Genomic DNA, 26,800 nt, shown 5'->3' on the forward strand with positions numbered 1-26,800 from the left:
CCGCCCCTCGGGAGACCCGCGCGGAGGGCCGGCGGTCGCCCCGGGTCAGCGCAGCAGGTCGGCGACGCGCTCCCGCATCGACGCCATCGTGAACCCGCGCGGGTCCACCTTCCCCGGCTGCCACTCCAGGTGCCCGATGACCGAGCGGTGCGTCCAGCCGTGCACCCGGCAGAGCGCCGCCGCCGCCTTCGCGATCGCCTCCAGCTGGACCTTCGGCCAGGGGTCCTCGCCGTCGCCGAGGTTCTCGCACTCGAAGCCGTAGAAGTGCCGGTTGCCGTCCGTCGTGGCCTCGTCGTCCGGCGGCAGCCGCCGCTCGGCGATGACCGCCCGGAGGACCTCGTCGTCGCCGAGCCCGGCGTGGTTGGCGCGCCCGTAGCCGACGAGGTGCACCGTGCCGTCCTTGGCGATCACGCCGTGGCAGAGCGGTCCGGGCAGGGCCTGGTGACCGTCCCGGCAGAGCTGGACGGTGCGAGCGGTGCCGCGGGTCACGGTGTGGTGGATCATCACGCCGTGCACCGGGCCCCAGGGGCCCTTGTGGTTGCGGTTGTGGGTGGACCAGTCGCCGACCTGGACGACCGCGAGGCCCTCGCCGCGCAGCGCGCCGAGGAACCTGTTCGCGGACATGGGTGTGGCCATGACCGACTCCTTCCGGAGGACGGGGTGAGCCTCCGGAGTACCGGAGTCCGCCACTCCGCTGCCATCCGTTCGGACCGTGTGCGAGCCGATCCGGACAGTTCGTCAGGAGACGCGTGGGGCTGAGCTGTTCGGCTGGAAAAAACGGGACATGCCCCGAAGATCGTCGAACAGTCCCACCCGAATGTGTAATGGCGCCGACACACTCCGTACTGAAAGGCTCTCTCTCGCAACTCAGTCATACGAGAGGGAGTTCCATGTCCGTTGGTTCGGTTGGCGACGAGGTCCGCGCGGAGCAGCAGGCCCCGCAGCAGAGTCTCGGCACCGCCGCCGCGCGGAACCTCGCCACGACCACCAAGTCGGCTCCGCAGATGCAGGAGATCACCTCCCGGTGGCTGCTGCGGACGCTGCCGTGGGTCCAGGTGCAGGGCGGCACGTACCGGGTGAACCGGAGGCTCAGTTACTCCGTGGGTGACGGCCGCGTCACCTTCGTCCAGACCGGAGAACGCGTCGCGGTCATCCCCGCCGAACTCGGCGAACTCCCGGCGCTGCGCGGCTACGAGGACGAGGGCGCGCTGATCGAGCTCGCGGCCCGCTGCATTCAGCGGGAGTACGCGGCGGGCGAGATCATCGCCGTCGCGGGCGCCCCCACCGACCGGGTGCACCTCCTCGCGCACGGCCGCATCGAGCAGATCGGTGAGGGGCCCTACGGCGACGAGGCCGTGCTCGGCGTCCTCGCCGACGGCGCCTACCTCGGTGAAGCCGCCCTGATCAGGGAGGACGCCACCTGGGACTGGACCGCGCGGGCCGCCACCGCCTGTACGGTCCTGGAGCTCACCCGGGACGACGTACGGAACCTCGCGGAGCGGGCCGGCTCGCTCGCCGCCCACCTCGCGGGCGTGGCGGCGCTGCCCGACCAGCGCACCAACAACTACGGCGAGGCCGCCATCGACCTCTCCGCCGGCCACGTCGGCGAGGCGGTCGTCCCGCACACCTACGTCGACTACGACGCCTCGCCCCGCGAGTACGAGCTGAGCGTCGCCCAGACCGTGCTGAAGGTCCACAGCCGCGTCGCGGACCTCTACAACCAGCCGATGAACCAGACCGAGCAGCAGTTGCGGCTCACGGTCGAGGCGCTCCGCGAGCGCCAGGAGCACGAGCTCATCAACAACAAGGAGTTCGGCCTCCTCTCCAACTGCGACTACGGGCAGCGGCTCCAGCCGCACGACGGCGCCCCCAGCCCGGACGACATGGACGAGCTGCTCTCCCGCCGCCGGGGCTCCAAGATGTTCCTCGCCCACCCGCGTGCCATCGCCGCCTTCGGCCGCGAGCTCAACAAGCGCGGCCTGGTGCCCGAGACGATCGACATCGCGGGGAACCGCATCCCGACCTGGCGCGGTGTGCCGATCTACCCGTGCAACAAGATCCCGGTCTCGGACGCCCGGACCACCTCGATCATCTGCATGCGTACCGGCGAGGCCGACCAGGGCGTGATCGGTCTGCACCAGACCGGCCTCCCCGACGAGATCGAGCCCAGCCTCTCCGTCCGCTTCATGGGCATCGACGAGCAGGCGATCATCTCCTACCTGGTCACTGCCTACTACTCGGCGGCGATCCTCGTCCCGGACGCCCTCGGTGTCCTGGAGAACGTCGAGGTCAGCCGCTGGCGCTGAGCCGGCGGCGCCCGGGGGCGGGAGCCGAACCCGCCCGCCCCCGGGCGCTTCCGGGCACGGCCCCGGCACGCCCGGTTCGCGCCGGCGGAAGACCGCCGCGAAGGATGCGAAGGAAATGACCGTGACCATGACCAGCGCGGATGCCGTCGCCGACGGCCAGGGGGCCGTGACGCTCCTGGACCGGACGCGTACCGCCGTCCATCCCCAACTGCGCTCGACCGTCGAGTCCCTGCCGGGCTCCATACGGCGGGTGGCGATGTACCACTTCGGCTGGGAGCGCGCCGACGGCACCCCGGACGCGGGGCAGCCGGGCAAGGCGATCCGGCCCGCCCTGGTCCTCGCGGCGGCCCGCGCCCTCGGTGCCGACGAGACCCGGGCCGTGAAGGCCGCCGCGGCGGTGGAGCTCGCGCACAACTTCACCCTGCTCCACGACGACATCGTCGACGAGGACCCGACCCGGCGGCACCGGCCCACCGCCTGGACCGTCTTCGGCATTCCGGACGCCCTCATGGCCGGTGACGCGATGAGCGCGCTGGCCCTGCGGCTGCTCGCCGAGGACCCCCACCCGGCCTCCCCCGCGGCCTCCGCGCGCCTCGCCGCCTGCATCATCGAGCTCTGCGCCGGCCAGCAGGCGGACTGCGCCTTCGAGCAGCGCGAGCCGCACGAGGTCTCCCTGGACGAGTGCCTGGCCATGGCGACCGCCAAGACCGGTGCCCTGCTCGGCTGTTCCTGCGCCCTCGGCGCCCTCTACGCGGGCGCGGGGGAGGAGGAGGTCGCGGCGATGGACGCCTTCGGCCGGGAGGCCGGCCTCGCCTTCCAGCTGATCGACGACCTCATCGGCATCTGGGGCGACCCGGCCCGCACGGGGAAGCCGGCCGGCGCCGACCTCGTCGCCCACAAGAAGTCGCTGCCCGTGGTGGCGGCGCTCACCTCCGGCACCCCCGCCGGGGAGGAGTTGGCCGAGCTGTACTCCCGTCCCGCCCTCGACGCGGCGGCGGTACGGGCGGCGGCGGACGCCGTCGAGCGGGCCGGCGGCCGCGACTGGGCGCAGGCCCAGGCGGCCGAGCGCATGGGCCGCGCCGTCGAACACCTGGCGCAGGCGGTGCCGGACCTGGCCGCGGCCGAGGACCTGCTCGCCCTCGCGGAGTTCGTCACGCGCCGTACGCGCTGACGGCACGTGGTCCTCACATGTCGGGGACGATCCGGTTGACCACGGTCTCGATCAGGTCGTCCAGGTCCCGGTCGCCGAGGAGGCCGGGGACGGTGAAGTGGTCGAGGAGCAGCCCGGTGAGGGCGAAGTAGAGCAGCCGGACCGTGTCCGCGTCCCCGGGCATGCCGGCGGCGAGGTGCCCCTGGATGTTCGCGTCCAGGTCGGCGCGGAGCACCCGGGTGAGCTGGGTCCTCAGCTCGGGCCGGCGGACTGCTTCGAGGCGGAGTTCGAAGAGCCCGAGGTAGCAGGTGCGCTCGGCGGCGAGCCGCCGGGCGATCCAGCGCATCAGGTCGAGCACCAGCTCCCGGCTGGGGGTGGGTCGCAGGGCGGCCGCCGCGTCGTCCGGGGCCGGGGTCAGCCGGACGAAGATCCGGTCGCCGACCTGGGAGAGCAGCTGGTCCCGGTCGCTGAAGTAGTTGGACGAGGTGCCCGTGGGGACCCCCGCCCGGGCGTCGACCGCCCGGAAGGTCAGCCCGCGGGCGCCTTCGTCTGCCAGGACCTCGATCGCGGCGTCGAGCAGGTTCACACGGCGTTCCGGATTTCGTGCCACGTCGGACTCCCTCGAAGAAATGCCTTGCGTAACCACTACAGGTGAAGCACTATAACTGTCGTGGTTGCGAGGGCAGCCGCGTCTCCAGGACGAAGAGGACCGGTTTGCGCAAGCTCACGTACTACATCGCCTGCACCATCGACGGCTTCATCGGCGACCCCGAGGGCGACGCCACCTCCATGTTCACGTTCTCCACCGGGGAGTACATGGCGGCCATGAGCGCCGAGTACCCCGAGACCATCCCGACGCAGGCGCGGGAGATGTTCGGGGTCGACGCCGAGAACAGGCACTACGACACCCTCATCCAGGGCAGGCGCTCGTACCAGCTCGCCCTCGACATCGGCGTCACCAGCCCGTACAACCACCTGCGCGAGTTCGTGGTCACCCGCTCGCTCGCCGAGTCGCCCCACCCCAACGTCGAGCTGATCGCCTACGACCTCGTCGGCCGCGTCCGCGAGCTCAAGGCCGAGGACAGCCCCCTGGGCATCTGGCTCTGTGGTGGCTCCACCATCGCGGGCGAGCTCATCGAGGAGATCGACGAGCTGATCATCAAGACCTACCCGCAGGTGTACGGCACCGGCATGCCGATGTTCGGCGCCGGCTTCGAGCCCCGGGACTTCGAGCTCGGCGACGTCCGCACCTTCGGCAACGGCGTGCTCGTCCGTACCTACACCAGGAAGCGGTAGCCGGCGGTGGTGCGGCAGGCGGCGTCGCGCGGGGCGTCCTACCCTGGACGCATGGGTGAGGAGACGCCTCGCACGACGCGGGACCCCTTGGCCGAGCGTCACTGCCCGGCCTGCGGTGGACCGCTCACCGTGCTCGCCACCCGGCACAAGGTCCTCGGGGCCTGGGTGCCGGAGTGGGAAGTGCAGCCGTGCCGCAATCCGCAGTGCCCGCTCCACGAGGGGGCGGAAGCCGCCACCGCGTACGTGACCGGCAAGAACGGCGAGATCGGGAGAAGTCCGGCCCCGGGGTGACCGGGCGCGCGGAGGAGCCGGTCATACCGCTACAGTCCGCGCATGTCATCGGAGTCGACGGAAGTCTGGACCGGCTGGTACCGGGACCGCAGCGGCGCGGAAGCGATCGTCATCACGGCCGACGGGCGGCGCGTCGCCACCCGGATCAGGGGGATCGAGTACACGGGCGAGGGCTTCGCCGCGCTCAGTGCCGCCGACGAGGGAGGGCCGGCCCTCACCGGCTGCGTCCTGGAGTGGGACCTGCCCCTTCCCGTCGTCGTGGACGGCGTCTCCCAGCAGGCCACGCTCGCCTGCCTGCTGACCCTCGGCGAGCGCGCCGACCTCAGCCTGACGCTGCACTACGGAGGCACGGCCTTCGAGGCGTGCGTCGCGGGGGGTGACTTCGAGGGCGCCCTCGACCGGGTGAGGCGCCAGCTGCCGCCCGGCGCGGACTTCGGCCGCAGGCTCCTCCAGGCCGCCTGAGACACGGGACGGCGGCGCCCCGGGGAGGGGGCGCCGCCGCCTACCTGGCCTCGCGTCAGCTCTTGAACGCCGACGCGAGACCGTAACGCCAGAGCTGGTCGACGCGGGAGCGCTCCTGCGCGTTCGGCTGCGCGTTCTGGCAGGACGTGCCCGGGCCGCCACCCGACATCAACTCGCTGCACGGGCCGCTGTAGTGGTCCGGGAGACCGAGGACGTGCCCGGTCTCGTGGGCCGTGACACGGGTCGAGTTGTACTGCTGGTTCTGCCGGTAGTCGAGGAAGATGTAGCCACTGCCGTGGCCGTCGGTGCTGGCGTACGAGCCGCGGGAGTCGTTGCCCTCGTAGTACGCGAAGTCCGGGTTGCTGCCCTCGACGAGCCGGACGTTCACCACCGAGCTGTTCCATATCTGCGCGGAGCGGGCGATCTGGGTACGGAAGCTCGGCGCGTTGGCGGCGCTGTAGACGACGGTGACGGCGGTCGCGCCGGGGGTGGCGGCCCGCTTCTTCGCGACCGACTTCACGACGGCGTCGAAGAAGGCCTGGTTGGCCTTGGCCTCCTCGGCCGAACCGGCGTACGCCACGGCGGCGTTGCCGGCGGTGGGCGTGCCGACCGCTGCCGCCGGGGCCGTACCGAGAGAGGCGGCGAGACCGAGGCCGAGGGCGGCGGTCAGCACGGAGGTGAGGACCTTGGGGTGACGCATGGGGGGCTCCTCCTGTTGGGGTCGGGGAGAGTCTCGGGGGAGCCGGCCCGCGCGGGGATGATGCCAACAGCCGATAGCCCCACCGCATCACCCCACCCGTCCCCTCGCCAACGCCCTTGCAATCGAAGGTGATTGAGGGGTTGCGGACGTCTGGTGCGACTCCGGGAGCCGCCCTACCCTCGGGGGCATGGAGCTGGAGGTGAGACATCTGCGCGCGCTCTGCGCCATCGCGGACACGGGCAGTCTGCACAAGGCGGCCCGGCAACTGGGCATGAGCCAGCCCTCGTTGACCACCCAGCTCCGCCGGATCGAGAACTCCCTCGGCGCCGAACTCTTCTCCCGCGGCCGCACCGGCTGCCGCCCCACCCCCCTCGGCCGCTCCCTGCTCCTTCGGGCCCGTCCCCTCGTCGCCGACATGGCCGCACTCGTCACCGAGACCCGGGCCGCGGCCGCCCGCGCCGACGGACCCGGACTCCGCGTCGGCTCCACCGCGAGCCGGGCGCTCCCGGGCTGGCTGCGCCGGCTCCGGCAGCGGCTGCCCGGCACGGACGTCGGCCTCCGCGTGGACGTCTCCGCCCACGCGCTGCTGCACACGGTCGCCGCCGGGCAGCTCGACGTGGCCTTCGTGCACGAGGTCGAGGGCAGCCCGCTGCGGGTCCCCGAGGGCCTCACCGGCCGGGTCCTGGTCGACCGCGAACCGCAGTTCATCTCCATGGCCCGCGACCACCCGGCCGCCACCCGCTCCGTCGTGGACCTCGCCGACCTCGCCACCGACCACTGGATGGTCGACCCGACCGTCGACGGCGAATGGGACGGCCTCCGGCGGATCCACGGCGCCGCCGGCATCGACCCGCCCCTGCTGCACGGCGACTACCACACGGCCGCCTCGCTCGTCGCCCTCGGCGAGGCCGTCGCCCCCTGCCAGCCCACCTCGGTCCCGCGCGACGACATGGCCATCCGGCCCCTGCGCGGCGACCCGCTGGCCGTCCGGCTCCTGCTGTACGGGCGCCCGGGAGCGCCCCTGGACGTGCTGTACGCCGAACTCGCGGCGGCCTACCGGGAGGTGGCCCTGCGGGCGGCCCCGTATCGCGAGTGGCTCCGCCGCCAGGGCGCGACGGCCACGCTGTCGGTGGGACCGTGCATGATGACCGTATGAGCGAACGCGAGGAAGATCCCGCCCGCGCAGAGGTACGCCACGCGCGCCCCGAGGACCTGCCCCGGGTCGTGGAACTCATCGCCGAGCACGCGGCCTACGAGAAGTCCGCGCCCCCGGCCCCCGGCCTCGCGGACCGCCTCGCCGGCCTCCTCTTCGCCGCCGAACGGCCCCGCCTGCGCTGCCTCGTCGCCGCCCTCCCCGACGGCACCCTCGCGGGGTACGCCACCTGCGCCCCGGAACTCTCCACCTGGGACGGCACGGAGTACCTCCACATGGACTGCCTCTACCTCACGGAGACCTCCCGCGGCCACGGCCTCGGCCCCCTCCTGATGGAGGCGGTCCGCACCGAGGCCCGCACCCTCGGCCTCCCCGAACTCCAGTGGCAGACCCCCGTCTGGAACGAGAACGCGATCCGCTTCTACGACCGTCTGGGCGCCACGTCCAAGGAGAAGCGCCGCTACTCCCTCCCGACGGAGGCGTAGAAACGCCCGGAGGGGCACGACCGTCCATGGTCGTGCCCCTCCGGAACGGGAGTGGGAAGGTCAGGCCTTCTTGGTCTCCCAGAAGATGCGGTCGATCTCGGCGATGAGCTCCAGCGCCTTCTCGCCCGTCTTCGGGTCCGTCGACGCCTTGGCGGCCGAGAGGGCCTTCAGGGTGTCGTTGACCAGCTGGTTGAGCTCGGGGTACTTCTCGAAGTGCGGGGCCTTGAAGTAGTCGCTCCAGAGCACCGAGACGTGGTGCTTGGCGAGCTCCGCGCGCTGCTCCTTGATGACCGTGGCGCGGGCGCGGAAGTGCGGGTCGTCGTTGGCCAGGTACTTCTCCTGGACAGCCTTGACGGACTCGGCCTCGATGCGGGCCTGGGCCGGGTCGTACACACCGCACGGGAGGTCGCAGTGGGCGCTGACCTTCACCTTGGGGGCAAACAGGCGGGAGAGCATTGAGCCGTCCTTCCTCGTGATCGTCTTCTCAGGTGCGACATTACTCGGTGAGAAGGGCGTTTTCGCGGGCGCCCCCTGGGGCTTAGGTCAAAAGTCCAGGGTCACCATGGGACTCGTGTACGAGTGGACGAGCCGACGCAGGAGCGGATCGGGAGGTGCCGGATGACGGGATCGGGGCGGGAGCGGGTGGCGGAGGCGGGTGCCCCGTTCGGGATCGCCGAGGTGACGGGGGTGTCGATGGTGCCCACGCTGTTGCACGGCGACCAGCTGCTCGTGCGGTACGGGGCGCGCCCGCGGGCCGGGTGCGTGGCCGTGCTGCGGCACCCGCTCCAGCAGGATCTGCTCATCGTCAAGCGCCTGATCGAGCGACGTGACGGCGGCTGGTGGGTGCTGGGGGACAACCCGGACGCCGAGGGGGACAGCCGGGTCTTCGGGGCCGTACCGCCCGAGCTGGTTCTCGGGCGGGTGTGGGCGCGGTACCGGCCGGTGACCCCGGGGCGTCAGCGGTCGGCCGGGGCGCTGCTCTCCTGGATCGTGTCCTCGGTCAGGCCGGTGTGGTCCGAGCGCTCGGCCTCCAGACGCTTGCGGGCCCGGTAGGCCGCCACGTTGGCCCGGGTCGCGCAGCGGTCCGAGCAGTAGCGGCGGGAGCGGTTGGTGGACGTGTCCAGGTAGGCGTTGCGGCAGGGCGGCGCCTGGCAGAGGCCGAGCCGGTCCGCGCCGAACTCCGTCAGGTGGAAGGCGAGGCCCATCGCCGAGATGGCGGCGTAGCCCGCGGTCGCGTTCGAGGAGTGGTCGGCGAGGTGCATGTGCCACCGCGGCCGGCCCTCCTCGTCGAGGGTGTCGTGACCGGAGATCTGCGGGCTGACAGGGAACTCGAGGAGGAGCGAGTTCAGCAGGTCCACCGCGCCCGTGTGGTCGCCGTCGTCGGCCGCCGCGAAGACCGCCCGCAGCCGGGCTCGCACCGTGCGGAAGCGGGGCAGGTCCGCCTCCGTGACCCTCCGCGCCATCTGGGTGGCGGGGCCGAAGAGGTCCCGGAGCACCTCGACCGAGGTCAGGGCGTCCTTGTTGCGGGCCGGCTCCTCGGTGTTGACCAGACGTACGGCGAAGTCCGAGTAATGGGCCAATTCCACTTGTAGTCCTTACTTCGGCGGGCTAGTGTCTCGGTCGGAAGGGGTAACGCCTGTGTCCCCTTCGAGGGTATTACAAACGATGTGACGTACGCGGGGAGGAACGACCATGACCGGAACCGACTGGGCGGCCTGGCAGCAGAGCTGGGACCGTCAGCAGGAGTGGTACATGCCGGACCGTGAGGAGCGGTTCCGCGTGATGCTCGACATGGTCGAGGCCCTGGTGGGGCCGAAGCCCCGCGTCCTCGACCTCGCGTGCGGTACGGGGAGTATCACGAGCCGGCTGCTCCGGAGGTTCCCCGACGCGACCAGCACCGGCGTCGACCTCGACCCGGCCCTCCTCGCCATCGCCGAGGGCTCCTTCTCCGGCGACGAGCGCGTCACCTTCGTGACCGCCGACCTCAAGGACCCCGCGTGGGCCGGGAGCCTGCCGTACGACACGTACGACGCCGTCCTCACCGCCACCGCCCTCCACTGGCTCCACAGCGAGCCCCTGACGGCCCTCTACGGGCAGCTCGCCGGTCTCGTCCGCGAGGGCGGGGTCTTCATGAACGCCGACCACATGATCGACGAGACCACGCCCCGTATCAACGCCGCCGAGCGGGCCCAGCGGCACGCCGCCATGGACCGCGCCAAGGAGTCCGGGGCCCTCGACTGGGCCGAGTGGTGGGCCGTCGCCGCCGAGGACCCCGTCCTCGCCGAGCCCACCGCCCGCCGCTTCGAGATCTACGGCGAGCACGCCGACGGCGACATGCCCTCCCCGCGCTGGCACGCCGACACCCTCCTCGCCGCCGGCTTCGGCGAGGCCCGGCCGGTCTGGGCCTCGCCCTCCGACACCCTCCTCCTCGCCGTGAAGTAGCGGGGAGACGGGAGAAGGGGCGGTACGGGGTCTGCCCGTACCGCCCCTCCGTGCCTGCCGCGGGAATCCCTTACGGCTTACAGCACCTTCGACAGGAACGCCTTCGTCCGGTCCTGCTGCGGGTTCCCCAGGACGTCGCGCGGGTTGCCCGACTCGACCACCACGCCACCGTCCATGAAGACCAGCGAGTCGCCGACCTCGCGGGCGAAGCCCATCTCGTGCGTGACGACGATCATCGTCATGCCCGACTCGGCGAGGTCCCGCATGACGTCGAGGACGTCACCCACGAGCTCCGGGTCGAGCGCCGAGGTCGGCTCGTCGAAGAGCATCAGCTTCGGCTCCATCGCCAGCGCGCGGGCGATGGCCACACGCTGCTGCTGGCCGCCGGAGAGCTGGGACGGGTAGTTCCCCATCTTGTCCCGCAGGCCGACCCGGTCGAGGAGGCGCTCGGCGCGCTCGCGGGCCACCGCCTTGGACTCGCCCTTCACCTGGATGGGCGCCTCCATGACGTTGCCCAGGGCCGTCATGTGGGGGAAGAGGTTGAAGCGCTGGAAGACCATGCCGATGTCACGGCGCTGGACCGCGACCTCGCTGTCCTTCAGCTCGTAGAGCTTGTCGCCCTTCTGCCGGTAGCCGACCAGCTGGCCGTCGACGGAGAGCCGGCCGCCGTCGATGCGCTCCAGGTGGTTGATGCACCGCAGGAAGGTCGACTTGCCGGAGCCGGACGGGCCGACGAGGCAGAAGACCTCGCCGTTCTGCACTTCGAGGTCGATGCCACGGAGGATGTGGGCGGCGCCGTACGACTTGTGGACGCCCTCCGCCTTGACCATGGGCTGGCCGGTCATGCCGTTGCCTCCGGGGAACGCTTGAAGGTGGTCAGGTTCGCCTTGACGCGCTGCAACGGGGTGGGCGGCAGGTTCCGCGTCGAACCGCGGGCGAAACGGCGCTCCAGGTAGTACTGGCCGACGCTGAACACGCTGGTCAGCGCCAGGTACCAGATGGAGGCGACGAACAGCATCTCCATCACGGCACCGGCCGTGTTGCCGATGTTCGACGAGGCGCGCAGCAGTTCCGTGTACTGCACGGCCGAGACCAGGGACGAGGTCTTCAGCATGTTGATGAACTCGTTGCCGGTCGGCGGCACGATCACCCGCATGGCCTGCGGGAGCACGATGCGGCCCATGGTCTTCGTCTGGGACATGCCCAGCGCGTGCGCCGCCTCGGTCTGCCCCTCGTCGACCGACTGGATGCCGGCGCGGACGATCTCCGCCATGTAGGCGCCCTCGTTCAGGCCGAGGCCGAGCAGGGCCACCATGAACGGCGTCATGACGTCCACGGTCTCGTTCTTGTAGATCGGCCCGAGGTCGATGTAGTGGAAGATCAACGACAGGTTGAACCAGACGAGCAGCTGGACGTAGACCGGGGTGCCGCGGAAGAACCAGATGTAGAGCCAGGCGACCGCACCGGTCACCGGGTTCTTGGAGAGCCGCATCACGGCGAAGAGGATGCCGAGGACGAGGCCCAGCGCCATGGCGGAGACGCTGATGATGATGGTGTTCCACATGCCGCTGATCACGGACGGGTCGAACACCTTGTCCCACACCGTGTCCCAGACGACGTCGCCCTGGGAGAAGGCGTAGGCGAGCCACCCGAGGAGGACGACGACCACGACAGCGCTGACCCAGCGGCCGTAGTGCCGCACGGGGATGGCCTTGATCGCCTCGTACGGGATGCCCGAGGGGGAGGGCCCGGCCGGAGCGGCGGCCGGGTCCTTGCTGATCTTGTCAGTCATGACGACTGCCCTTCAGTGGTACGAGGAGAGGTCACTTGCCGGCGTTGACGGTGGCCGACTTGACCGCGCTGTCCTCGACGTCCCACTTCTTCAGGACCTCGGCGTAGGAGCCGTCCTTGATGATCGCGTCGAGGGCTTCCTTGACGGCGTCGCGCAGCTGGGTGTTCTCCTTCGAGACGCCGATGCCGAAGAGGCCGACGTCGCTCTGGCTGCCGACGACCTCGAAGTCCTTGCCGCCGCCCGAGGTCTTCGCGATGTACGCGGCCACCGGGTAGTCGTTCAGGTCGGCGACCGCGCCGCCGGCCTTCACGCGGGTCTGGGCCTCGGCGTCGGTGTCGAAGGCCTGGATGTTCAGCTTCTTGTCGCCGCACTTGGCGGCCTGCGCCTTGAAGGTGTCCTCGTAGATCGTGCCGCGCTGGACGGCGACGGTCTTGCCGCAGAGGTCGTCGAGGGAGTTGACGCCCTGCGGGTTGCCCTTCTTGACCAGCAGGGAGACGCCGGAGCTGAAGTAGTCGACGAAGTCGATGCCCTTGCCGATCTTCTTCCCGTTGTCGTCCAGGCCCTCCTGGCGCTTCTTGTTGTCCGTCATCGAGGACATGATCAGCTGCTGGCGGCCGGAGTAGATCGAGGTGATCAGGCCGTCGAAGGTGCCCGAGACGAACTCGAGCCTGACGCCGAGCTGCTTGCTGAGCGCCTGCCCGAGGTCCGGGTCGACACCGACGATCTTGCCGCCGTCGGTGAACTCCATCGGGGCGTACGAGGCGTCCGTGCCGACCTTGATGACACCGGCCTTCTGGATGTCGGCGGGGAGCTTCGAGAACAGCGGGGCCTTGCTGGCGGCGCCCGACTCCGTCGAGGAGCCTCCGCTCTCGGTCTGGTCGCCGCAGGCGGTCAGCAGGATCGAGCCGGCGACCGCGATGGCGGCGACCGCGGCAAGACGGGACGTGCGGGTCTTGGCGGTCGTACAGCGCGTGAAGCGTGCGGTCATGGTCGGGTTCCTCCGGCGTGTGAGGTGCTGCCAGGTGGTCACGTACACAGCTTCGAGTGTCGCGACCTCGTGTGATTACGGCATCTTGCCATTCGGACTGCCACAAACCGACGGCCTCGGATGTCAAAATCGGATAACGGGTCACCCCGAAATCGCGACAGGCCGGTACATCAAGGCCGGATCTTCTGCGGAATGCCTTCCCTGTTACCGGAAAATCTGCTGTTGATCTCGCCATTCGGACGAGCGGAAGGCCGCCAATCGGGTGCGGGGACGACCTATCGGGACATCGGGTGACGTGTCGTTCTCCGTCCTCCTCCGGATGCTCTCGGTATGAGTCGTGTCACCGAGCGGATATGGACTCGTCTGCGGTGCCGTCCGTCCGGTAAGAAGGATCCTTACACCCCTCATCCGGGGCTCAGGGCGCGTTGTGCGGCGCGCCCGCGCGGCTGCCAGACACGGCGGCCGCGGGACCCGCCCACCGTTCCACACCAGGAGCGGCCAACCCTCAATGAAGCAGACTTGTAAGGGGTCAACCCAATGGCAGCGGAGATCGTCAATCCTCGCAGTGACAGTGGTACGGAAGGGGCTCCCGAGGAGCCCTTCGATCCTGTCTTCGCCCTCCACCGGGGCGGCAAGATGGCCGTGCAGGCCACCGTCCCCCTCCGGGACAAGGACGACCTGTCCCTCGCGTACACGCCCGGCGTCGCCAAGGTGTGCACCGCGATCGCGGAGCAGCCCGAGCTGGTCAACGACTACACCTGGAAGTCCCAGGTCGTGGCCGTCGTGACCGACGGCACGGCGGTGCTCGGCCTCGGCGACATCGGCCCGGAGGCCTCCCTCCCGGTCATGGAGGGGAAGGCGATCCTCTTCAAGCAGTTCGGCGGCGTGGACGCGGTCCCGATCGCCCTCGCCACCACCGACACCGACGAGATCGTCGAGACGGTCGTCCGGCTCGCCCCCTCCTTCGGCGGCGTGAACCTGGAGGACATCTCGGCCCCGCGGTGCTTCGAGATCGAGCGCAAGCTCCAGGAGCGCCTCGACATCCCGGTCTTCCACGACGACCAGCACGGCACCGCCATCGTCACCCTCGCCGCACTCCGCAACGCGGCCAAGCTGACCGGCCGGACCCTCGGCGACCTGCGCGGTGTCATCTCCGGCGCCGGCGCGGCCGGTGTGGCCATCGCCAAGTTCCTCCTGGAGGCCGGCCTCGGCGACGTCGCCGTCGCCGACCGCAAGGGGATCGTCAGCCGTGACCGCGAGGACCTCACGGACGTCAAGCGCGAGATCGCCGAGCTCACCAACAAGGCGGGCCTCACCGGCTCCCTGGAGAGCGCCCTGGCCGGCGCGGACGTCTTCATCGGCGTCTCCGGCGGTACGGTGCCCGAGGCGGCCGTCGCCTCCATGGCCCCGAACGCCTTCGTGTTCGCCATGGCCAACCCGAACCCCGAGGTCCACCCCGACGTCGCGCACAAGTACGCGGCCGTCGTGGCGACCGGCCGTTCGGACTACCCGAACCAGATCAACAACGTCCTCGCGTTCCCCGGCATCTTCGCCGGCGCGCTCCAGGTCCGGGCCTCCCGGATCACCGAGGGCATGAAGATCGCCGCGGCCAACGCGATCGCTGACGTGGTCAGCGACCAGCTGTCCGCCGACTGCGTGATCCCGTCGCCGTTCGACGAGCGGGTCGCCCCGGCCGTCGCGGCCGCGGTCGCCGCCGCCGCCCGCGCCGAGGGCGTCGCGCGCCGCTGACGCGCTCGACCGGCGGCGCGTCCACCGCTGACGCGCCCCGGTCACTCCGAAGGGCCCCGTTCCGCACGCCGGGACGGGGCCCTTCGGCGTACGGGGCGTGCTTCTGCCTCCGGGGCCCTCGGCGTACGGGCGCCCTTCTGCCTCCGGGACCCTCGGCGTATGGGCGTGCTTCTGCCTCCTGGGCCGTTCGGTGTACGGGGACGACCCGTCGCTGTCCAGGCGACACGGGTCACACCGGGGCGTGGTTCCCCGGCCGACCGCGGGCCCCTAGGGTCGGGGCCATGTTCGCTGCCTACGCCGCCCGAATCGATCGCGACCAGCCCCTGAACGGCCTCGAACTGGGCGAACGCCCCGAGCCCGAGGCGCGTCCCGGCTGGACCACCGTCACCGTCAAGGCCGCCTCGCTCAACCACCACGACCTGTGGTCGCTGCGCGGGGTCGGACTGCCCGAGGAGAAGCTGCCGATGATCCTCGGCTGCGACGCCGCCGGCATCGACGAGCACGGCAACGAGGTCGTCCTGCACTCCGTCATCGGTCAGACGGGTCACGGCGTCGGCCCGGACGAGCCGCGGTCCATCCTCACCGAGCGCTACCAGGGCACCTTCGCCGAGCGGGTGTCCGTCCCGTCCTGGAACGTGCTGCCCAAGCCGAAGGAGCTCTCCTTCGAGGAGGCCGCCTGCCTGCCCACCGCCTGGCTGACCGCCTACCGCATGCTCTTCACCAACGCCGGCGTGCGCCCCGGCGACTCCGTGCTCGTGCAGGGCGCGGGCGGCGGCGTCGCCACCGCCGCGATCGCCCTCGGCAAGGCGGCCGGCCTGCGGGTCTTCGCCACCAGCCGCGACGAGGCCAAGCGCAAGCGGGCCGTCGAGCTCGGCGCCGTCGAGGCCTACGAGCCCGGGGCGCGGCTCCCGCAGCGGGTCGACGCCGTCATCGAGACCGTCGGCGCCGCCACCTGGTCGCATTCGGTCAAGTCGCTGCGGCCCGGCGGCACGCTCGTCATCTCGGGTGCCACGAGCGGCGACCGGCCCTCGCACGCCGAGCTGACCCGGATCTTCTTCCTGGAGCTGAAGGTCGTCGGCTCGACGATGGGCTCCAAGGACGAGCTGGAGGACCTGCTGTCGTTCTGCGCGGCGACGGGCCTCCGGCCGGTGATCGACGAGGTCCTGCCGCTGGACCGGGCGCGGGAGGGCTTCGAGAAGATGGCCTCCGGCGAACTCTTCGGAAAGATCGTCCTGAAGACCTCGTGACGCCCCCTTGATGACCGGTCAGTACTGCTGATGAGATCTCCGGCACGCGAAACGTGAACATCTCTCACTTCCTCGTGCCGGAGGTCTTCCTTGAAGCGAACCGCCCTGGCGGCGACCCTCGTCGTCGCCGCCCTGCTCGCCCCGACCGCCGCCCGCGCGGAGCCGGCGGAGACCGGCGAGACCGCGATACCCGCCCTCACCGACCCCCACGGCCGCGCGCTCACCCTGCGCGGCTGGAACGTCGAGGACAAGGCGCACAGCGGCGACGCCGCCCTCTCCGCGATCACCGAGAAGCACTTCCGCGACCTGCGGGCCCACGGCTTCAACTTCGCCCGCCTGCTCGTCTTCTGGGACGACCTGGAGCCCCGTCCGGGCCAGTACAGTCGGCGCTATCTGCGGAAGATCGAACGCATCCTGGACTGGGCCGCGAAGTACGACGTCAAGGTCCTCGTCGACGCCCACCAGGACGTCTTCGGACCCGCCTTCGGCCACCGGGGGATCCCCGCCTGGGCGACCAGGACCGACGGGCTGCCCTTCACCCCGCACCCCGACGACTGGTTCGCCGAGTACTTCGAGCCCGCCGTGCAGCGGGCCTTCACCCACCTGTACGAGGACGAGGACCTGAGGCGCGCCCAGGCCCGCATGTGGCGGGTGCTCGCCGAACGCCTCGACGACCACCCTGCCGTGCTCGGCTACGACCTGATCAACGAGCCGATGGGCGAACCGCGCGAGGGCGAGGACCTGCCGACGGCGGCCCGCCGCATCGAACGGGACCAGCTCACCCCGATGTACAACCGGCTGGCTGACGCCGTCCGTTCGGCCGACCGGGACGCCTGGGTCTTCGTCGAGCCGACCCCGATCGTCGGCGAGGGCGTGCCCACCGGACTGGGCAGGATCGACGACCCGAAGACCGTGTACGCCCCGCACTTCTACAACACCGGCATGGAGGCCGGTGCCGACTACGACCCCGCCGCCGGCTGGATCGAGAGCTACGAGCAGGCCGTCACCCTGTACCCCAAGGAGTACAAGGTGCCCGTGGTCGTCGGGGAGTGGGGGCCCCTCAACAACTCCCTGCCGCACATGAACCGCTTCTACCGCGAGGCCATGGCCTCCCTCGGACGCTACAGCTCGGGCTGGGCGGGCTACGTGTGGTGCTACGGCGGCGGTTACTGCGCGGTCGACGGCTCCGGAGCCTTCCGTACGAACAAGGAGCTGACCGCCGAGCCGTACGCGGAGGCGGTCGCCGGCACGGTCCGCTCCGCCGCGTACGACTCGGTGGCCGGGGTCTACCGCCTCTCGTACGACGCGTCCGGCCCGCGCGGTCCCCGCCTCACCGAGCTCTCCCTGCCACCCGGCGACTGGCGAGTCACCGCCCGTGGCGGCGCCTCCGTCCTCCGCCGCAAGGACCACGGCAGGGCCTGGATCCTCGCGGCCCCCGGCACCCGCGTGACGGTGACGGTCACCCGGGGGTGACGGTCACCCCGGGGGTGACCGTCGGGTGAGGGCGCGCTTTCATTGCCGCGCGCCACCTCCGTCGGCTCGGTGCGCTCACCCGGTGGCCCTGTGTCCGGACGATGGGGCCCCGGTCGTTCGGTCAGTCCTTTCGTCCGGGGCTCAGCAGGCCCGTGATGCGGCTCGCCGCCGTCGACAAGAGCCGGCGGGTCTCCGTCAGTTGGTCCTGGGTCACCCCGTGGTCGCGGGCCGCGTCGCGGATCTGGTCGCGGAAGCGGTCGAGCAGCCTGTCGAGGTCACGGGCCGGGTCGCCCGAGCCCGTCGTGTCCCGCGCCCACTCCGGCCCCTCGCCGGCCGGGGCCTTCGTGAACGACGGCTCCTGCGACGCGGCCTTCGGGTGGGTCGTGCCCGCCACCAGGTCCCCCAGCTGGGCGGTGATGCCCGAGATCCCCTCCCAGACCCCCTTGGGCCAGTCGCCCCGCGAGAACCGGTCCTGGACCTCCTCCTGCACCTGCTGGGCGATCCGCTGGAACTCCTTCGCCTGGCGCCGCGCCGATCTGGCTTCCTCGCGCGCCTCGCGGGCCTGCTGCTTCCACTCCTGTCCGACCCGCCGCAGCTCCTCCTTGGCCTCGGCGAACGAAGGGGGATCCACCGTGCGGCTCCGGCCCGCCGCCGCGCGCATCTCGCTGCGCACCCGGCCGGCCGCGCCCCGCACGTCCTCGCGGATCTCCGCCGCCAGTTCCGAGACCGACTCGCGGATCTCCCGCTCCAGGTCGTCCAGTTCGGCGCCGCGTCCGGCCAGTTCGGCGCGGCCGGCGTCGGTGATCGAGTAGACCTTCCGGCCCCCCTCGCTGGCGTGGGTGACGAGGCCCTCGGCCTCCAGCTTGGCGAGGCGCGGATAGACCGTGCCCGCCGAGGGTGCGTACAGCCCCTGGAAGCGCTCCTCCAGGAGTCTGATCACCTCGTACCCGTGGCGCGGGGCCTCGTCGAGGAGCTTGAGGAGATACAGGCGGAGGCGTCCGTGGGCGAAGACGGGCGGCATGTCAGAGCACCTTTCCGGTCGCGGAGGGGGCGGACGGGTCGGCGGCGTGGCCGTCCTCGGGCTCGGGGCGGCGGAGCAGGGCGATGGAGCCGGAGACCGTGGTCGCCTTGAGCGTGCCCCGCCCCGAACCGAGGGTGCCGGTGATGGACTTGGCGCCCCACTGACCGCCCACCCGCAGGTCCTCGAAGGCGTTCGACACGGCGCCGCTCGTGGTGCTCGCCTCGACGCGCGCGTCGGCCGGGTGCGGGAGCCGGATGGCGACCTCGCCGGAGACGCTGGTGAGCCGGATGTCGGCCGGCGGCCCGTCGAGCCGGGCCGGGTCCAGGTCGATGACCATGTCCCCGCTGACCGTGTCGGCCTTCACGGAGGAGCCCGCGCCCTCGATCACCGTCACGTCGCCGGTCACGGAGCTGACGCGCAGCGCGCCGGTGACGGCCTGAGCCTCCAGACCGCCGGAGACGCTCTCGGCGCGGACCGGGCCGGAGAGCCCGAGGAGGGTGGTGTCACCCGTGACGCCACGCACCTCCGTACGCCCTCTGATCCCGGTGACGACCGCCTCCGCACCGACCACGCCCACCTCGACGTCGACGCCCGCGGGGACGGCGACGGAGACGACCGCCCGCCGGCGGTACTCCTTGCGCTCGAACCACTTGAGGATGCTCTTCCACTGCAGGTCCTCGTAGGTCACGGTCAGCGTCGAGCCGTTCTGCGTGACGATCAGCGGCGGACCCTCGATCTCGGAGATCTCCACACGAGCGGAACTCTCGTCCGTCCCCACCACGTTCACCGCGCCGTTGACGATGCGGACCTGCAGAAGCGTCACGGGGTCGGCCGGAGCCAGCTTCGTCGGCTCGGTGACGGACCACTCTGTCATGGTGCTGACCTCCCGTATCGACAACGCAACATATCGCGTCTCTCGATAGACACGATATATCGCGGTCGAGCGGAGTCAACCCTGAGTCTTCCCTGATGCGAGGTGGGGCGATCCCCCTTATATATGGACAAATTGCCCTGCTGTAGGGCCGTGAACAGACGTGCTGCGTCCGGCTGCGGGCGCGGTGGCACCGCAGCCGAGCGCGCTTCCTACTCGTCCTCGTCCTCGTCGTCCAGACGGGCCAGCCAGGTCGCGAGGCGCTCGACCGGCACCTCGAAGTCGGGGTTGAGGTCGACGAACGTCCGCAGCTGCTCGGCGAGCCACTCGAAGGTGACCTCCTCCTCGCCTCGCCGCTTCTCCAGTTCCTCGATGCCACGGTCGGTGAAGTACATGCGATCAGGATAGGCCGTACCCCTTCCGTCCCCTGTCGCCCGTCAGTCCCACCGATTAGCCTTCTGGATCCAACATCGCTTCGGGGAGCGGGGGCCGTTGTGGCACAGGGGATCGCTCGGATTCGGCTGGACGACGGCACGCCCGTCTGGGCGCGGGTCAGCGACGCGGAGGAACTCGGCAGGGGCGGCGGCTTCCAGGACACCGGCGTCAGGGACCGCGTCGTCTCGATGGCCGGCGGGCTCACGGACGTGGTGCGCGGGGTCGTCGGCTCCCTGCGGGCCGGCCTCGACCCGCAGGGGCCGGTGGAGGTCGCCGTCAGTTTCGGCATCGAGCTCTCGGCGCAGTCCGGCAAGGTGATCGGCGTCCTCGCGGACGGAGCGGGCAAGGCCTCCGTGAACGTCTCTCTGACCTGGACCGAGCCCGGCCGGGTCGCCGAACCCGGTCCGGCCCCCGAGCCGGGCCCGACGACCGGCACAGCCCCCGCGGACGAAGCGCGCCCTCCCCTCCCGCCCCCGCCCCCGGCGCCCGCCCCACCCCCCGTCCCGAGCGCGCGTCCGGCGGCCGACGAGGTCGTATGAGCGCCTTCGACGCTCTCGTACGCCCCGCACTCGTACGCATCGCGGCCCCCGGCCGCGGGTATGACCCGCACGGCGACCGGTACTGGGGCACCGGCTTCTTCATCGCCCCCGGCTGGGCGCTGACCTGCGCCCATGTCGTGGCCGAGGGGGGAAGCGCGGTGTGGAGGAGTGAGCCGGCCGTCGGCATCACGTGGGAGGACGGCAAGACCACCCGCGAGACCACCGGCACCGTCGTGCTCGCGCTGCCCCGCCCCGAGCGCCCCGACGACCCGCCCGACCGGTGGGCCTTCCCCGACATCGCGCTCATCCGCGTGCCCGGCGCGCGCAAGGCGTCCTGCGTCCGCCTCAGCGAGCGCCCGCCCGTGCCGCCGACCGCCGTCGGACTGCACGGCTGGTCCCGCGAGACCGGGGAACTCGGCATCCGGCACGTCCACGGCACCCTGATCGGCAGCGACGGACAGGCCCTCGTCACCGACTGGGTCATGCCCGTCGAGGGCTGCTCCGGCGGACCCGTCGTCGACCACGCGCAGGGCGCCGTCGTCGGCCTCAACAAGGGACGCGGGCGCGACGGCGGCGCCGTCGTCCCCGTCACCGCCCTGCGCAGACTCCACGACCTCCCGGGCGGCGAGGCGATGGGCGAGGCGCTGCGCGCCCACGACCGGTACCACCTCGTCCGCTACCGCTCCCTCGACGACCGCCCCGACTGGACCCGCGCCCAGCGGCTGCTGCCCGGCGCGAGCGGCGTCAGCCCCGGGCTGCGCACCCAGCTGTACGGGCACTTCGCCGAACTGCCCGTGCCCACCGCCCCCGGCGAGATCATGGACCTGATCGACCAGGTCAAGGCCTGGATCAGGGACGACGACCTGCCGGACGCCCTGGAGGACGACCCCCGCACCTGGAGCGAGGGCGCCGGCCTGCTGCGCGGACTGCGCGCGCCCCGCAGGGACGGCGTCCGCGACCTCGACCTCGACGCCGTCCTCCTGTACGCGGCGCACGTCGTCCACCACGTCTCCGGCCGGTACGGCGAGCGGGCCGACACCGCCGGCCTCACCCGCTGGATCGTCGACGAGTCCGGCGACGCCGACCGCCACCTCCGGCGCGAGATCGACCGGCTCGTCACCCCCGGCCGGCCCGCGCCCCTGTCCGTGCGCGAACCCCGCGCGCGTGCCGACGTCCTCCTGGAGATCGACACCCCCCGCTACGACCGGCGTTACCCCTGGCGGGTCAAGCTCCTCCTCGACGGGCACACCGTCAGCCCGCTCCACTGCGACGACCGGGGCGTCGAGCGGGCCAGGCTCAGGGAGACCCTGCGCGAACCGCTCGCCGACGCCCTGCGGCGCGGCGACAGCGGATCCCATCTGGCCGCCGTGGAGGCGGTGCTGCCGCGCGAGCTCTTCGACGAACCCCTCGACACCTGGCGGCTCGAACCGCCCCACGGACCCGACGACGCCTGGGCGACCACCCTCGGCCAGCGCAGGATCGTGGTCATCCGCGACGCCCGCCGCCACGACCGGGAACCGGCCCCCGAATGGCGCGAGCGCTGGGAGGCCGGGGAGCGCGGGCCGCTGCGCGCCGCCCCGCTGCGCGCCGAGGTGCTCGGCGCGGGCCCGGACGCCCACACTCCGCGCGTGCGCCGGGAGACCTGGGCGGAGACGTACGACCGGCTCCGCGAGGCCGAGGGCGGCACCGTCCCCGTCTACTGCGGCCCGGTGGGCAGCGGCGACGGACTCATGGCGATGAACGCGGCGCTCGCCGCCGGCCACCCCATGGCCCTCTGGCGGACCGGCGCCCACGACCACACCGACTGCGCGGAGTTCCACGAGCGCGCCGAGCGACTGCTCGCGGGCGCCGACACCGCCTGGGACGTGCGCGGCCCCGTCCGCTCCCTGCGCACCCGCGCCCAGGACCGCGCGGCCGGGCCCGAGGCGCGCGCCGCGTACGCCTGGGCCGAGTCCCTCGCCGTCCTCCTCGACCCGCCGGACCGGCCGCCCCACGGCGGCCGGCTCGAGGTCCCGCCGCTGCTCGGAGAGGGGGAGCAGTGACCGGAGAGACCAGGGGGACGGAATGCCCCCGATCCGTCCGATTACGGCATCGGCAGGCCCCGCCCGCGAGCGGTACGGTCGACGGACCCGGCACCGACACCACAGCCAGGAGGAGTCCATCGTGAACGATTGGCGGATCTACCGTGGTGCCGGTCTTCCGCACGACGAGATACGGCGCCTGCCCGCCCCGCCGCCCTGGCGCGACTTCTCCACGGGCGGCGCCGACGACACCCTGGCCGGCTCCGACCGGCGGCTCGGCGTCAAGCGCAGACTCGTCCAGAACCACCACCCCCGGCCCGCCGAGACCGACGCCGTCAACGCCGCCCTGTACCTGCGGCGTCCGCTCCTCGTCACCGGCAACCCCGGCACCGGCAAGTCCACCCTCGCGCACGCCGTCGCCCACGAACTGCGCCTCGGCCGCGTGCTGCGCTGGCCCATCGTCAGCCGCTCCACCCTCCAGGACGGCCTCTACCGGTACGACGCCATCGGCCGCCTCCAGGACGTCCAGCTGGAACGCGCCCTGGCCGGCGCGCCCGCCGCCGCGGCCCCGGCCGGCATCGGCTCGTACATCCGGCTCGGCCCGCTGGGCACCGCGCTGCTCCCCTCCGAGCAGCCCCGCGTGCTGCTCATCGACGAGCTCGACAAGAGCGACCTCGACCTGCCCAATGACCTCCTGAACGCCCTGGAGGAGGGCGAGTTCGCCATCCCCGAGCTGGAGCGGCTCGCCGACCGGGAGCCCGTCGTCGAGGTCCTCAGCGACGACGGCCGCAAGGTGCCGGTGTACGGCGGCCGGGTCCGCTGCACCACCTTCCCCTTCATCGTGCTCACCTCCAACGGCGAACGGGACTTCCCCGCCGCCCTGTTGCGCCGCTGCATCCGCCTGGAGCTCGAACCGCCCGGCGAGGAACAGCTCGGCGCCATGATCGAGGCCCACCTCGGAACCGAAGCCGCCGCCGGCGACGGCGAACAGGGCCTCGTCCAGCGCTTCCTGAACCGCGAGCCCGGCGAGGTGATCGCCACCGACCAGCTCCTCAACGCCCTCTACCTGACCCAGCACGCCTCCCGCGCCGAACGGGTGACCAGGGAACGCATCGCCGACATGCTCATGCAACCGCTCGATCAGCCGAGGTGACGATCGGATGCACCGGATGCATCTGGAAGAGCTCACCCGCAGACTGCGGGCCGCCGGACAGGACCCGACCGCCGAGGACCTCGCGGACGCCCTGTGGCTCTCCCGGTGGCTCCCCGGCCCCTCCCCGGAGGCGCCGGGGTCCGACCCGCCGCCGGACACGGCAGGCGCCGACGCCGACACCGAGGCGCGCCCCGCCGGAAGCGACGACCGGCCACGGAGCGAGCACGAGGCCGTACGGGGGGAGGCGGGCGGCCCCGCCCGGCCCGGGGGCGCGGCCCGCGAGTCCGTCTCGCTCCACATGCGCGCCGGAGCGTCCCCGGCACGCGGCGGAGCGGGGCGTACGGAGCGGGGCGCCGGCCTGCCCGTCCGCGCCCCCGGCGCCAACGCCCTGCCCGGACTCCTCGCCCTGCAGAAGGCCCTCCGCCCGCTCCGCGCCTACGCCCTCGCACCGCCCCGCCCCGGCGAGGGCACCCTCGACGAGGAGGCCACCGCCGAACGCAGCGCCGCCGCGGGCATCCTGACGCCCGTCCTGCGCCCCGCCGCCGGCCGCCGCCCCGACATCCAGCTCCTCATGGACACCGGCCCCGCCATGGTCGTCTGGGACCGCATGGTCGAGGAGCTCCGCCAGGCCTGCCAGCAGTCCGGGGCGTTCCGCGACGTCCAGGTCCACCGCCTGTACGACACCGGCGAAGGCCCCCCGCTCGTCACCACCACCTCCGGCGCCGACGGCAGGCCCCGGCTCCGCCCCCTCGACCAGCTGCACGACCCCACCGGACGCCGCCTCACCCTCGTGGTGAGCGACTGCGTCGGGCCCCTCTGGCAGCGCGGCGCCGCCCAGCGGTTCCTGCGCCAGTGGCCCCGCCACTCGCCCCTCGCCGTCGTCCAGCCGCTGCCCCCGCGCCTCTGGCCCCGCACCGCGCTCCCCGCCGAACCCGGCACCTTCCAGCGCTCCGCCACCCCGGGGGGACACACCGTCTTCCGCTCCGACGACGAGCCCTGGGGTCCCCTCGCGCCCGGCCGCCGGGCCGTCCCCGTGCTCACCCCCACCCCCGAGGCCTTCGCCTCCTGGACCCGGCTCCACACCGGCCACGGCGGCAACGCCGTCCGCGGCTGGGCCGCCTGGCTCCACCCCGAACCGGCCGGCCCGCGCCCGCCCGGGACACCCCGCGCCCCGCGCGGCGACGAGGAACTCCTGCGCACCTTCCGGGCGGGCGCCTCCCCGGGGGCGCTCCGGCTCGCCGTCCACCTCGCGGCGGCCCCGCTGAGCCTGCCCGTCATGCAGCTCGTCCAGCGCGCCATGCTGCCCGACACCGGCCCGATGGAGCTGGCCGAGGTCCTGCTCAGCGGGCTCCTGCGGCGACTTCCCGGCCCCACCCCGTACCCCTGCTTCAGCTATCCGCCCGGCATCCAGCAGCACTTCCTCGGCTCGCTCGACCCGAGCGCCGCCGCCCTCGTCCTCAAACACTGCTCCGCCTATGTGGAACGCAATTTCGGCCAGGGCATGCGGAACTTCCCGGCGCTCGCCGCCGCCCGCCTCGCCGGCACGGACACCCGTACGGGAGCCGACGGAGGCGCAGCCCCCGAGGCGGACAGCCGGGGTGCGGGGAGGGCCGCCGGCCCGCCCGACGACACCGACGACGCCCCCGGGCCCGAGGGCGCCGAGACCGAGCTGTTCGCACGGATCCCCGCGCGCGTGCTCCGCTTCTACCACCCCGACCTCATCACCCCCGAACCGCTCACCGAGGCCCGCCGCCTCCTCGGACAGGGCCGCGCCCAGTCCGACCCCGGGCTCCTCGCCGGGGCCCGCGAGCGCGCCGAGGCGGCGCTCCCCGCCGAACCGGTCGAGGCCCGGATCGTCCTCGCCCGCGTCCTCCACGCCGAGGCCGGCATCGCCGCCGCCCGTCGCTCCGGACGGCGCAGGGACCTTCTCACGCAGGCCGCCGACACCCTCGTGCGCGCCGGTGGGCTGGCCCGGCCCGGTGACGAGGCCTGGGCCGAGGCACGGCTCGAACTCGCCGTCGTCCACCACGCACTGTGGCGCGACACCGACGAACCCGGCCACCTCGACGCGGCCCTCGCCGCCCTCGCCGAGGACGCGGACCGCTGGCCCGAGACCGCCCGCCACACCCTCCACCTGCGCCGCGGGCGCCTGCTCCTGGCCCGCGGTGACGGCGCCGCGGCCGCCGGGGAGCTCACCGCCGCCCTCGGCCTCCGGGAGAGCGCCGCCGCCCTCCTCGACCTCGCCGACGCCCTGCACCTCGCCGACGCCGGCCCCGACCGCGTCGGCCCCGTGCTCGACCGCGCGGAACCCCTCCTCGGCGACGCCCGCGCCCTGCGGCTGCGCTTCACCCTCGCCCGCGCCCGGCTGTACGACACGGCCGGAGACGGAGCCGCCGCCGACACCGCGTACGAGGAGGCCACCCTGCTCGCTCCCGCCGACAGCGAGCAGCGCGGCCAGACCCTGCTGACCTGGGGCGGATCGCTGCTGCGGCGCGCCGCGGCCGGCACCGGCACCGCCCCCGTCGACCGCGCCGAAGGGGTGCTGCGCGAGGCGCTCACCCGGCTGCCCGCCGACGCGCCCGAGCGGGCCAGGGCCCGGACCCTGATCGGCAGCGTCCTCGCGCTCCGCTTCCACCGCGCCGGTTTCCTGCCCGACCTCTTCGAGAGCCGCCACCTCCTCGAACAGGCGGTCAGAGGTACGGAGGACCCGGGGGAGCGCGCCGAGATCTGGCTGCAACTGGGGCGCGTGCGCCTGGAGCTGGCCGAGTCCGCGCAGGACGGGGTGCTCGGTGACGCCCTCGCCGCCTACCGGAACGCCGGTGAGGACTCCCGTACGGCCCACGGCGACACCCCCGGCACGGTCACGGGCGCCCGCGCGCTGCACGCCCAGGGGGCGGTGCTCTGCCTCATGGGCCGGCCGGGGCGGGCGCGGGCGGTGCTGCTCGCCGCGACCACACGGTGGCGGCGACTCACGGGGGAGCTGGTGGAGGTCGACTGGGAGGACGTGGAGCGGACCCGGACGCTGCTCGCCGGACTGGAGACCGCCCGGGGCAGGGAGGGGACGCCGCTCACGCCCGACGAGCGCCGCCGCGTCGCGCCTCCCTGGTGGTCCTGGACGGCTGGATAACGGGGGCGCACATGGGGGCAGTTGAATCGAATGGGTTTCCGTTCTCCTGGCGTCGGGAAGAACCGCCGCACCGCTACGACCGTGGGGGACAGCGTCGGT

The 26,800-nt window shown here is 72.5% G+C and carries 27 protein-coding genes; 16 read left to right on the forward strand and 11 right to left on the reverse strand.

Annotated features, from left to right (window positions below; all coding sequences use genetic code 11):
- Positions 1–45: 45 nt before the first annotated feature.
- On the reverse strand, positions 46–636 hold the full coding sequence (locus ACZ51I_RS16450) for an N-acetylmuramoyl-L-alanine amidase (RefSeq protein WP_468876151.1): 591 nt from the start codon (positions 634–636) through the stop codon (positions 46–48).
- 254 nt (positions 637–890) lie between these two features.
- On the opposite strand from ACZ51I_RS16450, the gene ACZ51I_RS16455 reads away from it, so the two are divergent.
- Both ACZ51I_RS16455 and ACZ51I_RS16460 read left to right on the forward strand, forming a co-directional pair.
- Positions 891–2,306 carry a family 2B encapsulin nanocompartment shell protein gene (locus ACZ51I_RS16455; protein WP_468876153.1) on the forward strand — a complete coding sequence of 472 codons (1,416 nt, stop codon included), beginning with the start codon at positions 891–893 and terminating at the stop codon, positions 2,304–2,306.
- A 127-nt stretch (positions 2,307–2,433) separates the two neighbouring features.
- Complete coding sequence (locus tag ACZ51I_RS16460) at positions 2,434–3,477, forward strand: family 2 encapsulin nanocompartment cargo protein polyprenyl transferase (protein ID WP_468876844.1); 1,044 nt, start codon at positions 2,434–2,436, stop codon at positions 3,475–3,477.
- 13 nt (positions 3,478–3,490) lie between these two features.
- Here ACZ51I_RS16460 and ACZ51I_RS16465 read toward each other — a convergent pair whose 3' ends face one another.
- Positions 3,491–4,066 (reverse strand): TetR/AcrR family transcriptional regulator, encoded by a 576-nt coding sequence (locus tag ACZ51I_RS16465; protein WP_468876155.1) that lies wholly within the window; start codon positions 4,064–4,066, stop codon positions 3,491–3,493.
- Positions 4,067–4,170: 104 nt separating this feature from the next.
- On the opposite strand from ACZ51I_RS16465, the gene ACZ51I_RS16470 reads away from it, so the two are divergent.
- Genes ACZ51I_RS16470 through ACZ51I_RS16480 form a run of 3 tightly spaced genes read left to right on the forward strand, consistent with a single transcriptional unit; the run spans position 4,171 to position 5,505 of the window.
- Entirely contained in the window at positions 4,171–4,752 is a 582-nt protein-coding gene (locus tag ACZ51I_RS16470; protein ID WP_468876156.1) for a dihydrofolate reductase family protein, read from the forward strand.
- Between the two features lie 51 nt (positions 4,753–4,803).
- A complete protein-coding gene (locus ACZ51I_RS16475) occupies positions 4,804–5,043 on the forward strand; it encodes a hypothetical protein (protein WP_468876157.1) in 240 nt (79 codons plus the stop codon).
- Between the two features lie 42 nt (positions 5,044–5,085).
- Positions 5,086–5,505: a DUF6304 family protein gene (locus ACZ51I_RS16480; protein WP_468876159.1), complete on the forward strand. Its 420-nt coding sequence runs from the start codon at positions 5,086–5,088 to the stop codon at positions 5,503–5,505.
- A 55-nt stretch (positions 5,506–5,560) separates the two neighbouring features.
- Here ACZ51I_RS16480 and snpA read toward each other — a convergent pair whose 3' ends face one another.
- Positions 5,561–6,205, reverse strand: a complete 645-nt coding sequence (gene snpA, locus ACZ51I_RS16485; protein ID WP_468876161.1) for a snapalysin — start codon at positions 6,203–6,205, stop codon at positions 5,561–5,563.
- Between the two features lie 187 nt (positions 6,206–6,392).
- Between snpA and ACZ51I_RS16490 the strand changes: the two genes are divergently transcribed.
- Both ACZ51I_RS16490 and ACZ51I_RS16495 read left to right on the forward strand, forming a co-directional pair.
- Positions 6,393–7,361, forward strand: coding sequence for a LysR family transcriptional regulator (locus ACZ51I_RS16490; RefSeq protein WP_468876163.1), 969 nt, complete (start codon positions 6,393–6,395; stop codon positions 7,359–7,361).
- Complete coding sequence (locus tag ACZ51I_RS16495; RefSeq protein WP_468876165.1) at positions 7,358–7,843, forward strand: GNAT family N-acetyltransferase; 486 nt, start codon at positions 7,358–7,360, stop codon at positions 7,841–7,843. Before ACZ51I_RS16490 ends, ACZ51I_RS16495 begins: the two co-directional genes overlap by 4 nt.
- A 60-nt stretch (positions 7,844–7,903) precedes the next feature.
- On the opposite strand, the gene sodN is transcribed toward ACZ51I_RS16495, so the two are convergent.
- Positions 7,904–8,299, reverse strand: a complete 396-nt coding sequence (gene sodN / locus ACZ51I_RS16500) for a superoxide dismutase, Ni (RefSeq protein ID WP_030688769.1) — start codon at positions 8,297–8,299, stop codon at positions 7,904–7,906.
- Positions 8,300–8,461: 162 nt separating this feature from the next.
- Here sodN and sodX point away from each other — a divergent pair, with 162 nt between their 5' ends.
- Positions 8,462–8,896, forward strand: coding sequence for a nickel-type superoxide dismutase maturation protease (gene sodX / locus ACZ51I_RS16505; RefSeq protein WP_468876168.1), 435 nt, complete (start codon positions 8,462–8,464; stop codon positions 8,894–8,896).
- Here sodX and ACZ51I_RS16510 read toward each other — a convergent pair.
- A complete protein-coding gene (locus tag ACZ51I_RS16510) occupies positions 8,800–9,429 on the reverse strand; it encodes a CGNR zinc finger domain-containing protein (protein ID WP_468876170.1) in 630 nt (209 codons plus the stop codon). The genes sodX and ACZ51I_RS16510 overlap by 97 nt on opposite strands.
- 106 nt (positions 9,430–9,535) lie before the next feature.
- Here ACZ51I_RS16510 and ACZ51I_RS16515 point away from each other — a divergent pair, with 106 nt between their 5' ends.
- Complete coding sequence (locus tag ACZ51I_RS16515; protein ID WP_468876172.1) at positions 9,536–10,285, forward strand: class I SAM-dependent methyltransferase; 750 nt, start codon at positions 9,536–9,538, stop codon at positions 10,283–10,285.
- A gap of 77 nt (positions 10,286–10,362) precedes the next feature.
- Here the strand turns inward: ACZ51I_RS16515 and ACZ51I_RS16520 are convergent, their stop codons facing one another.
- From ACZ51I_RS16520 to ACZ51I_RS16530, 3 genes are read right to left on the reverse strand one after another with little or no spacing between them, the layout of a single operon-like run.
- Positions 10,363–11,130 carry an amino acid ABC transporter ATP-binding protein gene (locus ACZ51I_RS16520; RefSeq protein WP_468876174.1) on the reverse strand — a complete coding sequence of 256 codons (768 nt, stop codon included), beginning with the start codon at positions 11,128–11,130 and terminating at the stop codon, positions 10,363–10,365.
- A complete protein-coding gene (locus ACZ51I_RS16525; protein WP_468876176.1) occupies positions 11,127–12,077 on the reverse strand; it encodes an amino acid ABC transporter permease in 951 nt (316 codons plus the stop codon). The genes ACZ51I_RS16520 and ACZ51I_RS16525 overlap by 4 nt, the downstream gene beginning before the upstream one ends.
- Positions 12,078–12,108: 31 nt before the next feature.
- Complete coding sequence (locus ACZ51I_RS16530; protein WP_468876178.1) at positions 12,109–13,065, reverse strand: ABC transporter substrate-binding protein; 957 nt, start codon at positions 13,063–13,065, stop codon at positions 12,109–12,111.
- Positions 13,066–13,602: 537 nt separating this feature from the next.
- Here ACZ51I_RS16530 and ACZ51I_RS16535 point away from each other — a divergent pair.
- The 3 genes from ACZ51I_RS16535 to ACZ51I_RS16545 all read left to right on the forward strand — a co-directional run bounded on the left by ACZ51I_RS16535 (position 13,603) and on the right by ACZ51I_RS16545 (position 17,534).
- Positions 13,603–14,814, forward strand: coding sequence for an NAD(P)-dependent malic enzyme (locus ACZ51I_RS16535; protein WP_468876180.1), 1,212 nt, complete (start codon positions 13,603–13,605; stop codon positions 14,812–14,814).
- A gap of 281 nt (positions 14,815–15,095) precedes the next feature.
- The gene (locus tag ACZ51I_RS16540) at positions 15,096–16,061 is read left to right on the forward strand and encodes a zinc-binding dehydrogenase (RefSeq protein ID WP_468876182.1); all 966 of its coding nucleotides are present in this window, start codon (positions 15,096–15,098) and stop codon (positions 16,059–16,061) included.
- A gap of 90 nt (positions 16,062–16,151) precedes the next feature.
- On the forward strand, positions 16,152–17,534 hold the full coding sequence (locus ACZ51I_RS16545) for a cellulase family glycosylhydrolase (protein ID WP_468876184.1): 1,383 nt from the start codon (positions 16,152–16,154) through the stop codon (positions 17,532–17,534).
- A 121-nt stretch (positions 17,535–17,655) separates the two neighbouring features.
- Here ACZ51I_RS16545 and ACZ51I_RS16550 read toward each other — a convergent pair whose 3' ends face one another.
- The 3 genes from ACZ51I_RS16550 to ACZ51I_RS16560 form a co-directional block, all read right to left on the reverse strand.
- Positions 17,656–18,555 carry a PadR family transcriptional regulator gene (locus ACZ51I_RS16550; RefSeq protein WP_468876186.1) on the reverse strand — a complete coding sequence of 300 codons (900 nt, stop codon included), beginning with the start codon at positions 18,553–18,555 and terminating at the stop codon, positions 17,656–17,658.
- 1 nt (position 18,556) lies between these two features.
- Entirely contained in the window at positions 18,557–19,429 is an 873-nt protein-coding gene (locus ACZ51I_RS16555) for a DUF4097 family beta strand repeat-containing protein (protein ID WP_468876188.1), read from the reverse strand.
- Between the two features lie 209 nt (positions 19,430–19,638).
- The gene (locus ACZ51I_RS16560; protein WP_003961784.1) at positions 19,639–19,821 is read right to left on the reverse strand and encodes a DUF6104 family protein; all 183 of its coding nucleotides are present in this window, start codon (positions 19,819–19,821) and stop codon (positions 19,639–19,641) included.
- 99 nt (positions 19,822–19,920) lie between these two features.
- Here ACZ51I_RS16560 and ACZ51I_RS16565 point away from each other — a divergent pair, with 99 nt between their 5' ends.
- From ACZ51I_RS16565 to ACZ51I_RS16580, 4 genes are all read left to right on the forward strand, one after another.
- Complete coding sequence (locus tag ACZ51I_RS16565; protein WP_468876190.1) at positions 19,921–20,400, forward strand: CU044_2847 family protein; 480 nt, start codon at positions 19,921–19,923, stop codon at positions 20,398–20,400.
- The gene (locus ACZ51I_RS16570; RefSeq protein ID WP_468876192.1) at positions 20,397–22,442 is read left to right on the forward strand and encodes a VMAP-C domain-containing protein; all 2,046 of its coding nucleotides are present in this window, start codon (positions 20,397–20,399) and stop codon (positions 22,440–22,442) included. Before ACZ51I_RS16565 ends, ACZ51I_RS16570 begins: the two co-directional genes overlap by 4 nt.
- Before the next feature lie 121 nt (positions 22,443–22,563).
- Positions 22,564–23,574 carry an AAA family ATPase gene (locus ACZ51I_RS16575; protein ID WP_468876194.1) on the forward strand — a complete coding sequence of 337 codons (1,011 nt, stop codon included), beginning with the start codon at positions 22,564–22,566 and terminating at the stop codon, positions 23,572–23,574.
- A 7-nt stretch (positions 23,575–23,581) separates the two neighbouring features.
- Positions 23,582–26,701: an SAV_2336 N-terminal domain-related protein gene (locus ACZ51I_RS16580; RefSeq protein WP_468876196.1), complete on the forward strand. Its 3,120-nt coding sequence runs from the start codon at positions 23,582–23,584 to the stop codon at positions 26,699–26,701.
- The last annotated feature ends 99 nt before the right edge of the window (positions 26,702–26,800 follow it).

This window comes from Streptomyces sp. NPDC034084, from assembly GCF_055575535.1.

Bases quoted from the DNA above. Each gene is read 5' to 3' on its own strand.
- ACZ51I_RS16450 (WP_468876151.1), bottom strand. From the start codon at position 636: ATGGCCACACCCATGTCCGCGAACAGGTTCCTCGGCGCGCTGCGCGGC.
- ACZ51I_RS16455 (WP_468876153.1), top strand. From the start codon at position 891: ATGTCCGTTGGTTCGGTTGGCGACGAGGTCCGCGCGGAGCAGCAGGCC.
- ACZ51I_RS16460 (WP_468876844.1), top strand. From the start codon at position 2,434: ATGACCAGCGCGGATGCCGTCGCCGACGGCCAGGGGGCCGTGACGCTC.
- ACZ51I_RS16475 (WP_468876157.1), top strand. From the start codon at position 4,804: ATGGGTGAGGAGACGCCTCGCACGACGCGGGACCCCTTGGCCGAGCGT.
- ACZ51I_RS16480 (WP_468876159.1), top strand. From the start codon at position 5,086: ATGTCATCGGAGTCGACGGAAGTCTGGACCGGCTGGTACCGGGACCGC.
- snpA (WP_468876161.1), bottom strand. From the start codon at position 6,205: ATGCGTCACCCCAAGGTCCTCACCTCCGTGCTGACCGCCGCCCTCGGC.
- ACZ51I_RS16490 (WP_468876163.1), top strand. From the start codon at position 6,393: ATGGAGCTGGAGGTGAGACATCTGCGCGCGCTCTGCGCCATCGCGGAC.
- ACZ51I_RS16495 (WP_468876165.1), top strand. From the start codon at position 7,358: ATGAGCGAACGCGAGGAAGATCCCGCCCGCGCAGAGGTACGCCACGCG.
- sodN (WP_030688769.1), bottom strand. From the start codon at position 8,299: ATGCTCTCCCGCCTGTTTGCCCCCAAGGTGAAGGTCAGCGCCCACTGC.
- sodX (WP_468876168.1), top strand. From the start codon at position 8,462: ATGACGGGATCGGGGCGGGAGCGGGTGGCGGAGGCGGGTGCCCCGTTC.
- ACZ51I_RS16515 (WP_468876172.1), top strand. From the start codon at position 9,536: ATGACCGGAACCGACTGGGCGGCCTGGCAGCAGAGCTGGGACCGTCAG.
- ACZ51I_RS16520 (WP_468876174.1), bottom strand. From the start codon at position 11,130: ATGACCGGCCAGCCCATGGTCAAGGCGGAGGGCGTCCACAAGTCGTAC.
- ACZ51I_RS16525 (WP_468876176.1), bottom strand. From the start codon at position 12,077: ATGACTGACAAGATCAGCAAGGACCCGGCCGCCGCTCCGGCCGGGCCC.
- ACZ51I_RS16530 (WP_468876178.1), bottom strand. From the start codon at position 13,065: ATGACCGCACGCTTCACGCGCTGTACGACCGCCAAGACCCGCACGTCC.
- ACZ51I_RS16535 (WP_468876180.1), top strand. From the start codon at position 13,603: ATGGCAGCGGAGATCGTCAATCCTCGCAGTGACAGTGGTACGGAAGGG.
- ACZ51I_RS16540 (WP_468876182.1), top strand. From the start codon at position 15,096: ATGTTCGCTGCCTACGCCGCCCGAATCGATCGCGACCAGCCCCTGAAC.
- ACZ51I_RS16550 (WP_468876186.1), bottom strand. From the start codon at position 18,555: ATGCCGCCCGTCTTCGCCCACGGACGCCTCCGCCTGTATCTCCTCAAG.
- ACZ51I_RS16555 (WP_468876188.1), bottom strand. From the start codon at position 19,429: ATGACAGAGTGGTCCGTCACCGAGCCGACGAAGCTGGCTCCGGCCGAC.
- ACZ51I_RS16560 (WP_003961784.1), bottom strand. From the start codon at position 19,821: ATGTACTTCACCGACCGTGGCATCGAGGAACTGGAGAAGCGGCGAGGC.
- ACZ51I_RS16570 (WP_468876192.1), top strand. From the start codon at position 20,397: ATGAGCGCCTTCGACGCTCTCGTACGCCCCGCACTCGTACGCATCGCG.
- ACZ51I_RS16580 (WP_468876196.1), top strand. From the start codon at position 23,582: ATGCACCGGATGCATCTGGAAGAGCTCACCCGCAGACTGCGGGCCGCC.